The following is a 12,629-nucleotide window of genomic DNA, read 5'->3' as shown; positions in this document are numbered from 1 at the left end:
CGCGTCCGCGACGCTCGGCTGCGGCCCTGTCGGGGTACATACAGCCGATTGCGGACGCACTTCGGGCGTCAGTGCTCAGGAGATGGGTGGCTTGATGGCTTGCGCAGCCGTGGCGCTGGCAAAGGGGGTGCCATGGTGCGGTTGCAACGTGCTGTCGTGCCGTCCATGGAAGGGGGGCGCCCAGACCGGCGCGTAGAAGGCCGAATGGCAGGCGCCGCAGGCCGAACAGCCGGCTGGGTGTTCCGCGTGGACCGCCCCGCCGGTATCGCAGCAGTGCGGCTGTGCTGATGCGCTGGCATGGTCGCCACCATGACCACCGTGGTCGTGCGTGTCGCTTGCCATAACGTGGTGGGTAGCAGCTGCCGCGATGGTGGGCTGCGCGGGCGTGGCCGGTGCAACGCCCATGGCCATGGCGTCGCCCAGCAGGCCCCGCAGGACCAGCAGCAGACCCAGGATCATGGCAACGGCGTGGCGCATGCAGCGAATGATACCGGCGCGGTGCAGGAAGTTCCCGCCAGAGCGAGCGCCGGGCGATGGCCCGGCCGCGTGCCGTCAGACCGCCATGTAGCGCCCTGGCCGGTGGTTCATGGCCAGCACCAGGTTGAGCGCCACGGCGCCGATGACCGACCACAACACGCGCAGCGGCTCCACTGTGACCAGCGCCGCCAGCACGATGCAGCAGTCCACGGCCATCTGCACCTTGCCAGCGCGCCAGCCGAAGCGGTCCTGCAGGTACAGCGCCATGATGCCCACGCCCCCCAGGCTGCAGCGGTGGCGGAACAGCACCAAGAAGCCCATACCCATGATCAGCCCGCCGGTGATGGCCGCATACAGCGGCTGCAGTTCGCTGATCTGCAGGAACTGCGACTGCAGCTCCGACAGCACCGACAGCAGCGCCACGGCCGCGAAGGTCTTGAGCGTGAAGGCCAGGCCCAGCTTGCGCAGCGCCAGCCAGTAGAACGGCAGGTTGAGCGCGAAGAACAGCTTGCCGAAGCCGATGCCCGTGGCGTAGTGCAGCACGAAGGCCAGCCCCGCCATGCCGCCGGTGAGCAGCCCGGCGCTGGCGAGGAAGGCCACGCCCACGGAGATCAGCGTCACGCCCACGCCAATCGCCACGGCGTCTTCGGTGCGGGTGTGCGGGACCATGGCGGGAGCGGCGTTGGCGGTGGTGGTGGACATGGGCGGGATCGGCAGTCGCCGTGGTGACCGGCGGGGGCGCGATTGCACCACGGCATCGGTCGCTGTGTCTTGCGCTGGGTCAAATTCCCGTGTCTGGGTAGTGTGATGCTCCTAAAAGGTGAGCTGTTTACGCTTGTCAGGCGGGCGCTAGAGGTCGATTTGACTCATCTCTTGCGCGCCCGGCGTGCCGGGGGGCTGGGTGGCCTGCATGGCTTCGGTGATGCATGCGCGCACGGCCACGCTGGGCACCATGGGCCGCAGCGCGGGCACGCTGGCACGGCCGATGTTGCCCTGCGGCAGCCGGCGCACCAGGTGGCCCACCAGCGTGAGGCCCAGCCGCGCCCATTGGCCCCGAGCCTCCGGCGCGTCGCCCAACTGGCGCGCAAAGCGCAGCATCTGCCAGTGCGCGCGCCAGTGCAGGCCGAGGCGGTTCTGGCCCACCACATGGGCGGCCTCCAGGTAGCGCCAACGCTGTTCGGTGGGCGCATCCACGCTGGTGCGCCAGCGCTGCAGCAGGTAGTCGTAGGCGGCGCGCTGGCGGCTTTGTGGTGATTGGGGCATGGTCATGCGGCCTCCTTCGCCGCGATAGAGGCACCGCGGCGCAGGCGCAGCCCGTTGGCCACCACCAGCAGGCTCACGCCCATGTCGGCTGCCACGGCCATCCACATGCTGGCCATGCCCAGCAGCGCCAGGGTGAAGAACGCGGCCTTGATGCCCAGCGCCAGGGTGATGTTCTGCCACAGCACGGCGTGTGCGCGGCGTGCCAGCCGCACGGTGTCGGGAATGCGGCGCAGGTCGTCGTTCATGAGCACCACGTCGGCCGTCTCCATGGCCATGCCGGTGCTGTGTGCGCCGCCCATGGCGAAGCCCACGTCGGCCTGGGCCAGCGCGGGCGCATCGTTGATGCCGTCGCCCGCCATGGCGGTGGGGCCGCGCGTGCGCTGCAGCGCGACCAGGGTGTCGAGCTTGTCCTGCGGCAGCAGGCCGCCGAGCGCGTCCTGCGCGTCGGTAATGCCCGCTTCGGCCGCGATGGCCTGCGCGGTGGCCGGGTTGTCGCCGCTCAACACCACCGGGTGCACGCCCAGCGCGCGCAGTTCGGCGATGGCCTGGCGCGCGTGGCCGCGCAGCGGGTCGGCCACGGCGAACAGCGCGCGCACGGCTTGCGCGTCGGCCAGCAAGGTGACGGTGCGGCCCTGCCGCTCCTGTTGGGCCAGGGCGTCTTCGAGCGCAGCGTCGGCCAGGCCTTGTTCGCGCATCAGGCGCAGGTTGCCCAGCCACCAGCGCTGGCCGCCCACCTCGGCCTGCACGCCGCGACCGGGCAGGGCCTGCAAGTTCTGCACGCCGTTGTGGGTGGCCGCGGGCAGGCCGGCTGCGATGGCGCGCGAGACGGGGTGCTCAGACCGGCTGGCCAGCTGCCAGGCCACATCTGCCACGGCGTCGGCATCGGCGCCGTTCAGGGCACGCCACTGCACCAGGGCAGGGCTGCCGGTGGTCAGCGTGCCGGTCTTGTCCAGCGCCACCACGCGCAGGCCGCGCGCGGCCTCCAGCGCGCTGCCGCCCTTGATGAGGATGCCGCGCCGCGCGGCGGCCGTGAGCGCGCTGACCACCGTGACCGGCGTGGAGATGACGAGCGCGCAGGGGCAGGCGATGACCAGCAGCGCCAGCGCCTGGTAGGTGGACTGCGTCCAGGTCCAGCCCATCAGCGGGGGGGCCAGCAGCGCCAGCAGCACGGCCAGTGCGAACACGACGGGCGTGTAGATGGCGGCAAAGCGGTCCACGAAGCGCTGGATGGGGGCCTTGCTGGCTTGCGCCTGCTCCACCGCGCGCACGATGCGCGCAATCAGCGTGTCGCCGGGCGGGGTGTTCACCTGCATCAGCAGCTCGCCCTGCTGGTTCACGCTGCCCGCGTACAGCGGGTCGCCGGCGGCCTTGTCGGCGAGTTGGCTCTCGCCGGTGATGGGGGCCTGGTTCACGCTGCTGCTGCCGTGGGTGACGGTGCCGTCCAGCGGCACATGCGCGCCCGGGGCGATGCGCACGGTGGCACCCAGCGGCACCTGGTCCACAGGCAGGCTCAGGGTGCTGCCATTCGGCTGCAGCACGTCGGCCGTGGCGGGCGCCAGTTGCAGCAGCTGGCGTATGGCATGGCGCGCGCGGTCCATGGCGCCGTCCTCGATGCGCTCGGCCGCCACGTACAGCGCCATGACCATCGCCGCCTCGGGCCACTGGCCGATGAGGAAGGCGCCCGTCACCGCCACGGCCATGAGCGCGTGGATGCCCAGGCGCAGGCGCGCAAGGTCTTTGAGGCCCACCCGGTACACGCCCAGGCCCGACAGTGCAATCGCCACCACGGCCAGGGCCATGCCGGCGTAGTCCTGCTGCATCCAGTGCGCCGCCTCGGCGCCCGTGGCCAGGGCCAGCGCCGCGGCGATGCGCGGCCAACCGGGCAGGGTGCCGTGGTCGTGGCCGTCGCCCGCCGATGTGCTGCAGGCGCAGCCGCTGCATGCGGATGCAGGCGAAGGAGGCAGGTTTGCCGCGCCCGGGCCATGGGAATGGGACGCGGAATGGGAGGAATGGCTTTGGCTCATGCCATGATTGGAAACCTTGAAGCCACTCGAAGGTCAAGCCATGCTGCGACAAAGCCCCCGCCACCGTATCGGTGATGCCGCCCGGCTCTCGGGCGTGCCACCGGCCAACATCCGCTATTACGAAAAGGAAGGCCTGCTGCCCGCGCAGACCCGCGCGGACAACCGCTACCGCCTCTACAGCGACGAGGAGGTCCACCGCATGCGCTTCGTGCGGCTGTGCCGCGCCATGGACATGTCGCTGCAGGAGGTGCGCGGCCTGCTGGCATTGGACGCCTGCAGTGCCACCGACGGCCATGCCGCCTGCGTCACGCTGGACGAGCACCTGGCGCACGTGCGCACGCGCATGGCCGAGCTGGCGACGCTGGAGCAGGAACTGCTGTCGCTGCGCAGCCGTTGCGACGGCACGGGGGGGCAGTGCCACGTGATCGAGGCTTTGCACGCACGCGCCGATGCCGATCCCGTGCCGCCCGCAGGGCCGGCGGCCCGCAGGCATGTATGAGGCCCATGGCACAGGTTGCTATGGTGTTAATAGCTGCTAGCGCTTGCTGCATAAGCGCTAGCGGCTAATTTGTTACTTATCGAATGCAGCCTTCGCCTATGATCCGCGCATGAACGCCAGCCTGCACCCTTCCATCGTGCCCCGGCGCCTGTGGGCCCAGGCGCGGCGTTGGGCCGTGGCGTGGTGGCGCATCATCTACCTAGGCGCAGTGGTCATGGTGCTGATGCTCTCGCCGTCCAGCTACGGCCGCGCCACGCGCTGGCGGCTGGCGCGCCACATGTACCAGGACACCGCGCCCATCCTGCTGGGCTTCACGGTGCTGGCGGCGCTCATCAGTCTGGTCATCACGCGCATCGTGGTCGTCACGGCGCTCAGCTACGGCCTGTCGCGCTATGCGCTGGAGATGGTGATCCGCGTACTGGTGCTGGAGCTGATTCCGCTGACCGCCGCGCTGTTCGTGGCGATGCGCGCCACCATCCCCAACGGCACGCAGCTGGCGCTGATGCGCCAGTCGGGCCACCTCCAGGCCCTGCGCCAACGCGGCGCCGACCCCGTGCGCATGGAGCTGCTGCCGCGCGTGGTGGCTGGCGTGTATGCCAGCATCACGCTGGCGGCGCTGTCGTGCGTAGTGGCGCTGGTCATGGCCTACCTGGGCGTGTACGGGCTCAACACGGCGGGGCTGCCGGTGTACACGCGCATGTTCGGCCATGTGTTCGCGCCGCAGATCACGCTGGTGTTCGTGCTCAAGACCGTGTTCTTCAGCCTGGCCGTGGCGCTGATTCCCATGGCTTCGGGGCTCTACGAAAGCGGCGACGCACGCCGGGCCCAGCAGCCCGACTCCGAGCTGGGCGGCTTGGCGCGCATGTTCGCCGTGCTGCTGCTCATCGAGGTGATCTCGCTGATGGGCAATTACTACTGATTTCATGGCCACGCGATGACCGATCCGCAACGTCCCCAACCCCCGCTGTCCGAACCGCCGGCGAACGCGCCGGTCGAGCTGCTGCGGCCCGTGGCCCATCTGGAGCGCAAGGCCGCGGCGCTGCTGCTGTTCACGCTGGTGCTCGTGCTGGGTGCTGGCCTGTACCTGCTGTACGCGCGCGGCGCGTTCGAGCCCACGCAGCGGCTGGTGCTCACGGCCGAAGATTCCGAGGGCGTGGTCGTGGGCATGGACATGACGTTCTCGGGCTTTCCCATCGGCCGGGTGCGGCGCATCGAACTGGCCGAGACCGGCAACGTGCGCATCCTCATCGACGTGGCCCAGCGCGACGCGCACTGGCTGCGCACCTCCAGCGTGTTCACCCTGGTCAGCGGACTGGTGGGCGGCACCACCATCAAGGCCTACAGCGGCATGCTGGCCGACCCGCCGCTGGAGGACGGCGCCGAGCGACCCGTGCTGCGCGGCGACGCCACGGCGGAGATTCCCCAGCTCATGTCATCGGCACGCCAGCTGCTGGACAACCTGAACGCCATGACCGGCGCAGAGTCCGCCCTGGGCGGCGCCATGGCCCAGGTGCGCACGCTCACCGAGCGGCTCAACGCGCCTGGCGGCGCCCTGGGCGTGCTCATGGGCAACGAGGCGGACGCGAAGAAGATCCTCACCACGCTGGAGCGCACCAACCAGTTGCTCGCTCGCATCGACGGCATGGCCGCCAAGGCGGACAGGCAGGTCTTCGGTGCACAGGGCGACCCCGGCCTGGTGCCCGAGGTACGCGCCGCCGTGGTGCAGCTCAACGGTTTGCTGGCCGACGCGCGCCAGAGCCTCACCAAGGTGGACGCCGTGCTGGCCGAGGCCCAGGCCGTGGGCGCCAACGCGCGAGAGGCCACGACCGACCTGGGCGCATTGCGCGCCGAGGTGGAAGGCAGCCTGCGCAAGGTAGACGCGCTGGTGAACGAGATCAACCGCAAGTGGCCCTTTGCCCGCGAAACGGAGCTGAAACTGCCATGACCTCCCTGCAGCTTCTCTTGTGCCGGGGCTTGGCACCCGCGCTGGCCGTGGTGCTGTCGGCCTGCGCCGGCAAGGCGCCGGTGCCCGACTGGCAGATGAATGCCCACGGCGCGGCCGAGCGGGCGACCGAGGCCTACCTGTCCGGCAACACCCGCGTGGCCGACCAGGAATGGACCCGTGCACGCGCCGAGGTGGCACGCACCGGCCGGCCCGAGTTGCTGGCGCGGGTGGAGCTGATGCGCTGCGCCGCGCAGGTCGCCAGCCTGCAACTGCAGCCCTGCACGGCTTTCGAGCCGCTGCGCGCCGATGCGGCGCCGCCGGAGCGGGCCTATGCCGACTACCTGGCAGGCCGCGCCAAGGCCGCGCAGGCGGCGCTGCTGCCCGAGGCACAACGCGCCGCAGCAGCCAGCCCCCAGTCCATTGCCGGCATTGCCGACCCCTTGGCGCGCCTGGTGGCAGCGGGTGCGGCCGTGCGCGCCGGGCGCGCTACGCCGGAAGTCATGGTGGTGGCCACCGACACCGCCTCGGCGCAGGGCTGGCGCCGCCCGTTGATGGCCTGGCTGCTGCTGCGCGCCGAACGGGCGGGTGCGGCGGGCGATACCGCGTTGGAGGCCGCGCTGCGGCGGCGCGTCGCTGTGGTGGAAAGCGGCGGCGCACCCGCCAGCGCCGTGCCCTGAAGCCCGGCCCGGGCGGCCCGCAAAAAAGCCGCCCGAAGGCGGCTGGAGGGGAGGAGTGAGAGGGAGCTTGTATCTTTAAACCAGACCAGCGCGGTAGAGTCTGAACGCCGTTGAGGCGGCCAGACCGGCCCGTGCAGTTTGGTAGGCGCTGGGGTGATAGAGCCCGTGACTGAGTACAGAACGCATGGCCGCCGCGCTGGTCTTCGTGAAGCCCGAACGGTTACGCGCGCCTTGATTGAGCGCGCATGCACAAGCAAGGGATCTGAAGATCATGTCTGTTACCTCAGTGACGGTGGGCATCGACGTGGCCAAGGCGCACGTGGATGTCTGTGTGCTGGGTGCCAAGAGCAGCGCCCAGCGGTTTGACAACGATGCCGAAGGCCACTCGGCGCTGGCGGCTGCCCTGCAGCCCCTGGACGTGGGTCTGGTGGTGATGGAGGCCACCGGCGGCTACGAGGCCGCGTTAGCGTGTGCCCTGCAGGCCACAGGCCTGCCCGTGGCGGTCATCAACCCGCGCCAGGCGCGCGACTTCGCCAAATCCATGGGACGCCTGGCCAAGACCGACGCGGTGGATGCGCGCACGCTGGCCGAGCTGGCAGCGGTGCTGCTGCGCCGCGACGATCTGCAGCGCTTCTTGCGCCCCCTGGCCGATGAGCGCCAGCAGTGGCTCGCGGCCCTGGTCACGCGCAGGCGCCAGTTGCTGACCATGCTCCATTCGGAGCGCCAACGGCTGCAGATCACGCCCAAGAAGCTGCACGCCAGCATCGAGGCCATCGAGGCGGCGATCAAGGCGCAGCTCGATGAGATCGAAGAGCAGATGGTCACGCATGTGCGCGAGCACTTTGGGGAGCTCGACACGCTGCTGCAGTCGGCTGCGGGAGTCGGCCCGGTGGCCAGTGCCACGATGATTGCCGAGCTGCCAGAGCTGGGCCGGCTGAACCGGCGCGAGATCGCTGCATTGGTGGGCGTGGCGCCCATGGCCAATGACTCCGGCGGCAGCAAGGGCAGGCGGCGCGTACAAGGCGGGCGCTTCGAGATCCGCCGCGTGCTGTACATGGCAACGCTCACGGCCACCCGCTACAACCCGGCCATCAAGGCCTTCTACGAGCGTCTGAAGGCCGCTGGCAAGTTGCCCAAGGTCGCCCTGGTCGCTTGCATGCGCAAGTTGCTCACCACGCTCAACGCCATGGTGCGCACTGGAAAACCTTGGGACAAGTCGCTTCATTGCGCTTGACTTCGAAGACGGTTACTCAGTCGAAGACGCCAGCGGGAACGAGTTGCTCCAGCTGGCTGTGCACCTGCGAGTCGGCCACCTGGGTCGTCTGGTGGGGCACCAGGGTCATGACGCTGGCCGCGAAGGCCAGGACCACGGTGACCACAAAGGCCGCGTAGGCGCGCGATCCGGGGCGGAAATGGCGTTTCATGGCAGTACCTCAGGTGGGTGGAACACACGGTATGCATGCATACCAAGACATGGAGCGATTAACAGGCCGTTGAAAAAGTGCTTTTCGAACGCATCAGGGACGCTGAGTGCGAAGACACGAGCTGCCCAGACGCGTCTGCGCAGCGATTGCAACGGCCCATCTGGCCGGTTTGCAGGCCCTCCCGCCCATTTCGGGCGCACGTATCCCTGGGCTCACGCATGATGCGCGTCCCACCAGCCGCCGATGCTGCCCATTCGCACAAGGTTGTAGGTGGCAAAGCACAGCAGCGCCTGGCCCGTGAGCTTGGCCTGACCGATCAGCTTGGTCTTTGCCAGACCACCGACGGTCTTGATCCAGCCAAAGGCCTCTTCGATGCGCTTGCGCACCTTCAGGCTGGTCTTGTAGCCCTCGTGCCGTGTCACTCGCGCATCCACCGCCGAGTGTTTGTCCTTGGCCGCCACGTGGGGCGTGACTTTGAGCTTTCTGCAGCCTTTGATGAAGGCCTTGCTGTCGTAGCCCTTGTCGGCACCGACCGTGGCCCGTTTGTTCCTGTTGCCCCGACGCTCCAACATGGCCAGCGCCGCCTCGCGCTCGGCCGTGCCGCTGGCGTGGGTGATCTCGACATCCACGATCAGCCCGTTGCGGTTCTCCATGAGGATGTGCCCCATGTGGCACAGGCGGGATTTGTCGCCCTGGCTCTTCTTGAACAGCCGGGCATCGGCGTCCGTGGTGCTCTCGTGGGTGTCGTTGCAGCGCTCCTGCCCCTTGAAGTCCACCTCGGGGTTGCGCCCAGGCGGCGTGCCGCTGTCGTCGTCTTTGCGCTTGAAGCTCTTGTGCGAGGCCCAGGCGTCAATGAGCGTGCCGTCCACGCTGAAGTGCTCGTCGCTGGCGAGCTTGCCCCACTGGGCACTGAGCTTGACGCGCTCGAAGAAGGCGCGGGCGAGGTCTTCGTTGAACAGACGTTCGCGGTTGGCGCTGAAAGTGGAGTGGTCCCAGACCTTGTCTTCGATGTTCAGGCCCACGAACCAGCGGTACAGCAGGTTGTAGTTGATCGCTTCGACCAACTGGCGCTCGCTGCGGATGGAGAACAGGATCTGCAGCAGCAAGGCCTTGAGCAGCATCTCCGGTGGCACCGATGGGCGGCCACGGCGGGCGTACACCGCTTCGAACTCGCGGTTCATGGTTGCCAGCAGCGCATCAACCACCGCGCGCAACTTGCGCAGCGGGTGTGCCTGCGGCACGCGCTCTTCAAGGCTGATGTAGCTGAACATCGCCCCCTGGAAATCTTGACTGCCTCTCATCGTCCTCGTCTGGGTCGTTCACCGATGGCTTCAGATCGTAGCGGCCAACGCGGGCGTCGGCGGGGGATTTTTCAACGGCCTGTTAAAGCGCTTCAGTCCGCATACCGTCTGTAAGACAAGGTAGATATGCGCAGCTTGGAAACCACCGTTACCGTTGGATGCAATCCCTCCGGCGGCTGGACCGCGCGGCGCGCTGCGCGGTCAACCAGCGTTCAGTGCGCGTGCGAGCGCTCCCGCGGTGAGGGACCTCCCGGCGGGCCAGCGGTCGGCGGTAGCGCCGTGCTCCCAGCAGGCGCGGCCCGCCGCCGCAAATGCCGCACCGGCCTGTGCAGGCTCCGCGGCCAGGCGCGCTCCCACCAGGCCGGCCAGCACGTCACCGGTGCCGCCCGTGGCCAGGCGTGCGTTGCCCGTGGGGTTGATGAGGGACGTGCGCCCCGGTGCGGCAATCACGCTGCCCGAGCCCTTGAGCAGCACGGTGCAGCCGTACTGATCGGCCAGCGTGCGCGCGGCGGCCAGGCGGTCGGCCTGCACGGCGGCCGTGGTGCCGGCCAGCAAGCGCGCGGCCTCCAGGGGGTGCGGAGTCAGCACGGTGGGGCGGCCCTGCCGGCCACGCTCGCGCAGCAGATGCTGCAGATGGGGGTCGGCGGCCACGGCGTTCAGCGCGTCTGCGTCCAGCACCAGGCGTGTCGATTGCTGCAGGACGTCTGGCAGCACGGCCGCCACGGCCGCGCCGCCGCCACAGCCGCAGACCACGGTGGCGTGGTCCAGCGCCAGCGCGTCACAACGGCGCAGCATCAGTTCAGGCTGCTGCGGCAGGGCGGGGAGTGCGCCGGCGTCCAGCAGCGCCACCATCACGCGGCCCGCGCCGGCGTGCAACGCCGCGCTGGCGGCTAAAAGGGCTGCACCGGTCATGCCCATGCCGCGCGCCTGCAGGCCTTCGCCGCCGATGACGGCCACGTCGCCGTAGCTGCCCTTGTGGCTGGCATGGGCGCGCACTGCCGGGGCGGGGGGGCCGGCGAGCCAGGCGCAAGGGGTTTCGGTTGCTGCCGACACGCCCAGGTCATCAAACCACACGCTGCCCGCTGCGTCGCGGCCCTGGCCGGTGAACAGGCCTGGCTTGAGCGTGAGCAGGCTCAGCGTGTGGCGCGCCGCCGTGGCACCTGGATGGGCTGGCGCCAGCCCCGGGATGTACTGGCCTGATTCCGCTACCAGGCCGGAGGGCAGGTCCACGCACAGCGTGGGTGCCGCGCAGGCGTGCATGCGGGCCAGCCATTGCAGCAGCCGCGCGTCGGGCCTGCGGGGGCGCGGATCGGCGCTCAGGCCGATGCCCAGCAGCGCATCCACGCACAGGTCCTGCGGACCGAGGGAGGGCGGCTCAGCCGCGAACGGCACGCCTGCCTCTTGTGCGCGCTGCCAGGACTGGCGCGCGTCGGCAGGCGCCGTCTCGGGCGTTCCCAGCCAGGTCACCACGACCGGGTGGCCGCCGCGGTGCAGCAGCAGGGCGGCCTCCAGCCCATCGCCGCCGTTGTTGCCGCCGCCACAGGCGAACCAGAAGGTGCGCGCATGCGGAGCCAGCGCGAGCGCCAACCGGGCCGTGGCCTGGCCGGCGCGCTGCATCAGCGTGTGGGGCGCGAGGGCAGCGGCGGCGCTGGCCTCCAGGCGGCGCGTGGCCGCGGTGTCGAACAGGGGATGGGGCTGGTCAGGTGCGATGCGCTGCATGCCCGGCATTGTGGCGCCGGGCGGGGGCCGTGCGAAGCGCGCTAGAAGCGCTGCGGCGCAAAGGGCTGCAGGTCAATCGCCGGGGTGCGCTGGGCGATCAGGTCCGCCAGGGCGCGGGCACTGCCACAGGCCTGGGCCCAGCCGCAAGCGCCGTGGCCGGTGTTGATCCACAGGCCGGACACACCGCTCGCGCCGATGGCGGGGGCGCCATCGGTCAGCGTGGGGCGCGCGCCGCGCCAGACCTGCACTTGCGGGGACGAGGTGAGCGCGCCGCCCGGGAACCAGCCCGACAGCGCGAGGTAGAGCGTCTGCAGCGTGGGCGCGTGGTGGCTGCCGTTGCTGTGCCCGATCTCGGCGCCGCCGGACACACGCACGCGCTGACCCTGGCGGGTGATGGTGATGCGGTGCAGCGGATCGATCACAGAGCCCTGGGGTGCATGGCTGTCCTCGCGCACCGGCGCGCTGACGGTGTAGCCATGGACGGCCTCCAGGGGCAGGTGGCGCCCCAGCGGGCGCAGCAGCGCGGCGCTGGCCACGCCGGCGCACAGCACCACGGCGTCGGCCTGACGCGGGGCGGCTTCGCCTACGACGTGGACGCCGGGCGGCGATGCGCTGAGAGCGCGGACATGCGCGCCGAACACGAACTGTGCGCCGCGCTCCTGCGCCGCGTGGCGTAGGATCTGCGCAAACAGCCGGCAGTTGCCGGACTCGCCATCCGGTACATGCACGGCGCCCGCCAGCGGCACGTCGGTGGACAGGCCGGGCTCGATGAGCCGCGCGGTGTCGGCATCCACATCGCGCAGGCCCACGCCCGCGTCGCGCAGCACCTTCAGCGCGGGCTGCAGGCGCTCCACATCTTCGGGGCGGCGCAGCAGCACCAGAGTGCCGCGGCTGGTTTCCAGGTCCACGTCCAATTGGTGGATGAGTTCGCGCGTGCGTGCCAGGCTGTAGCGGCCCAGACCTTCCAGCGCGGCCAGCCGCGCCGCCGTCTCGGGCCGGCGACCCGCCTGGGACCAGCGCCAGCGCCAGTGCCGGCCTGCCATGCCGGCGCCGCGTACCAGGCGCAGCGTGGCATCGCGGCTCCAAGGCCAGCGGCCGAGCGGCCCGCCCAGGCCCGGCACCGCCCACGGCATGAGTAGCGAGGGCGCCAGCAGGCCGGAGCTGCCGAAGCTCGCCTCCTCTGCCGCGGCGCCGCGCTGCTCGACCACGGTGACCTGATGGCCGTCCGCGGCCAGTTCATAAGCAGTGGCCGCGCCGACGATGCCGGCGCCCACGATGATGATGTGCATGAAAATTGAAG

The 12,629-nt window shown here is 70.2% G+C and carries 13 protein-coding genes; 5 read left to right on the top strand and 8 right to left on the bottom strand.

What is annotated here, in order from left to right; all coding sequences use genetic code 11:
* Positions 1-75: 75 nt before the first annotated feature.
* The 4 genes from MRB47_RS14795 to MRB47_RS14780 form a co-directional block, all read right to left on the bottom strand.
* On the bottom strand, positions 76-477 hold the full coding sequence (locus MRB47_RS14795) for a hypothetical protein (protein ID WP_252101072.1): 402 nt from the start codon (positions 475-477) through the stop codon (positions 76-78).
* A gap of 75 nt (positions 478-552) precedes the next feature.
* Positions 553-1,179 (bottom strand): YitT family protein, encoded by a 627-nt coding sequence (locus tag MRB47_RS14790; RefSeq protein ID WP_011805791.1) that lies wholly within the window; start codon positions 1,177-1,179, stop codon positions 553-555.
* A 147-nt stretch (positions 1,180-1,326) separates the two neighbouring features.
* Positions 1,327-1,746: a DUF3703 domain-containing protein gene (locus MRB47_RS14785; protein WP_252101071.1), complete on the bottom strand. Its 420-nt coding sequence runs from the start codon at positions 1,744-1,746 to the stop codon at positions 1,327-1,329.
* A complete protein-coding gene (locus MRB47_RS14780; RefSeq protein WP_252101070.1) occupies positions 1,743-3,764 on the bottom strand; it encodes a heavy metal translocating P-type ATPase in 2,022 nt (673 codons plus the stop codon). The genes MRB47_RS14785 and MRB47_RS14780 overlap by 4 nt, the downstream gene beginning before the upstream one ends.
* 40 nt (positions 3,765-3,804) lie before the next feature.
* Here MRB47_RS14780 and MRB47_RS14775 point away from each other — a divergent pair, with 40 nt between their 5' ends.
* The 5 genes from MRB47_RS14775 to MRB47_RS14755 all read left to right on the top strand — a co-directional run bounded on the left by MRB47_RS14775 (position 3,805) and on the right by MRB47_RS14755 (position 8,119).
* Positions 3,805-4,263: a MerR family transcriptional regulator gene (locus MRB47_RS14775; protein ID WP_252101069.1), complete on the top strand. Its 459-nt coding sequence runs from the start codon at positions 3,805-3,807 to the stop codon at positions 4,261-4,263.
* A gap of 109 nt (positions 4,264-4,372) precedes the next feature.
* Complete coding sequence (locus tag MRB47_RS14770) at positions 4,373-5,182, top strand: MlaE family ABC transporter permease (protein WP_252101068.1); 810 nt, start codon at positions 4,373-4,375, stop codon at positions 5,180-5,182.
* 15 nt (positions 5,183-5,197) lie between these two features.
* Positions 5,198-6,208: an MlaD family protein gene (locus tag MRB47_RS14765; protein WP_252101067.1), complete on the top strand. Its 1,011-nt coding sequence runs from the start codon at positions 5,198-5,200 to the stop codon at positions 6,206-6,208.
* Entirely contained in the window at positions 6,205-6,885 is a 681-nt protein-coding gene (locus MRB47_RS14760) for a hypothetical protein (RefSeq protein WP_252101066.1), read from the top strand. Before MRB47_RS14765 ends, MRB47_RS14760 begins: the two co-directional genes overlap by 4 nt.
* Positions 6,886-7,156: 271 nt before the next feature.
* A complete protein-coding gene (locus tag MRB47_RS14755; RefSeq protein ID WP_011804582.1) occupies positions 7,157-8,119 on the top strand; it encodes an IS110 family transposase in 963 nt (320 codons plus the stop codon).
* Between the two features lie 16 nt (positions 8,120-8,135).
* On the opposite strand, the gene MRB47_RS14750 is transcribed toward MRB47_RS14755, so the two are convergent.
* From MRB47_RS14750 to MRB47_RS14735, 4 genes are all read right to left on the bottom strand, one after another.
* Positions 8,136-8,309: a hypothetical protein gene (locus MRB47_RS14750; protein ID WP_011805784.1), complete on the bottom strand. Its 174-nt coding sequence runs from the start codon at positions 8,307-8,309 to the stop codon at positions 8,136-8,138.
* Between the two features lie 212 nt (positions 8,310-8,521).
* On the bottom strand, positions 8,522-9,610 hold the full coding sequence (locus MRB47_RS14745) for an IS5-like element ISDisp1 family transposase (protein ID WP_011803559.1): 1,089 nt from the start codon (positions 9,608-9,610) through the stop codon (positions 8,522-8,524).
* 201 nt (positions 9,611-9,811) lie between these two features.
* Entirely contained in the window at positions 9,812-11,329 is a 1,518-nt protein-coding gene (locus tag MRB47_RS14740; protein WP_252101065.1) for an NAD(P)H-hydrate dehydratase, read from the bottom strand.
* Between the two features lie 41 nt (positions 11,330-11,370).
* The gene (locus MRB47_RS14735) at positions 11,371-12,618 is read right to left on the bottom strand and encodes an FAD-dependent oxidoreductase (protein ID WP_252101064.1); all 1,248 of its coding nucleotides are present in this window, start codon (positions 12,616-12,618) and stop codon (positions 11,371-11,373) included.
* Between the last annotated feature and the right edge of the window lie 11 nt (positions 12,619-12,629).

The sequence above is a fragment of the Diaphorobacter sp. LI3 genome (assembly GCF_022807955.1).
In the GTDB taxonomy this organism is placed as follows: Bacteria; Pseudomonadota; Gammaproteobacteria; order Burkholderiales; family Burkholderiaceae_C; genus Diaphorobacter; species Diaphorobacter nitroreducens.
This window is presented reverse-complemented; position numbering and strand designations above follow the sequence as displayed.

Excerpts from the sequence above, each read along its gene's own strand:
- MRB47_RS14795 (WP_252101072.1), bottom strand. The coding sequence starts at position 477 with ATGCGCCACGCCGTTGCCATGATCCTGGGTCTGCTGCTGGTCCTGCGG.
- MRB47_RS14790 (WP_011805791.1), bottom strand. The coding sequence starts at position 1,179 with ATGTCCACCACCACCGCCAACGCCGCTCCCGCCATGGTCCCGCACACC.
- MRB47_RS14785 (WP_252101071.1), bottom strand. The coding sequence starts at position 1,746 with ATGACCATGCCCCAATCACCACAAAGCCGCCAGCGCGCCGCCTACGAC.
- MRB47_RS14780 (WP_252101070.1), bottom strand. The coding sequence starts at position 3,764 with ATGAGCCAAAGCCATTCCTCCCATTCCGCGTCCCATTCCCATGGCCCG.
- MRB47_RS14775 (WP_252101069.1), top strand. The coding sequence starts at position 3,805 with ATGCTGCGACAAAGCCCCCGCCACCGTATCGGTGATGCCGCCCGGCTC.
- MRB47_RS14770 (WP_252101068.1), top strand. The coding sequence starts at position 4,373 with ATGAACGCCAGCCTGCACCCTTCCATCGTGCCCCGGCGCCTGTGGGCC.
- MRB47_RS14765 (WP_252101067.1), top strand. The coding sequence starts at position 5,198 with ATGACCGATCCGCAACGTCCCCAACCCCCGCTGTCCGAACCGCCGGCG.
- MRB47_RS14760 (WP_252101066.1), top strand. The coding sequence starts at position 6,205 with ATGACCTCCCTGCAGCTTCTCTTGTGCCGGGGCTTGGCACCCGCGCTG.
- MRB47_RS14755 (WP_011804582.1), top strand. The coding sequence starts at position 7,157 with ATGTCTGTTACCTCAGTGACGGTGGGCATCGACGTGGCCAAGGCGCAC.
- MRB47_RS14750 (WP_011805784.1), bottom strand. The coding sequence starts at position 8,309 with ATGAAACGCCATTTCCGCCCCGGATCGCGCGCCTACGCGGCCTTTGTG.
- MRB47_RS14745 (WP_011803559.1), bottom strand. The coding sequence starts at position 9,610 with ATGAGAGGCAGTCAAGATTTCCAGGGGGCGATGTTCAGCTACATCAGC.
- MRB47_RS14740 (WP_252101065.1), bottom strand. The coding sequence starts at position 11,329 with ATGCAGCGCATCGCACCTGACCAGCCCCATCCCCTGTTCGACACCGCG.
- MRB47_RS14735 (WP_252101064.1), bottom strand. The coding sequence starts at position 12,618 with ATGCACATCATCATCGTGGGCGCCGGCATCGTCGGCGCGGCCACTGCT.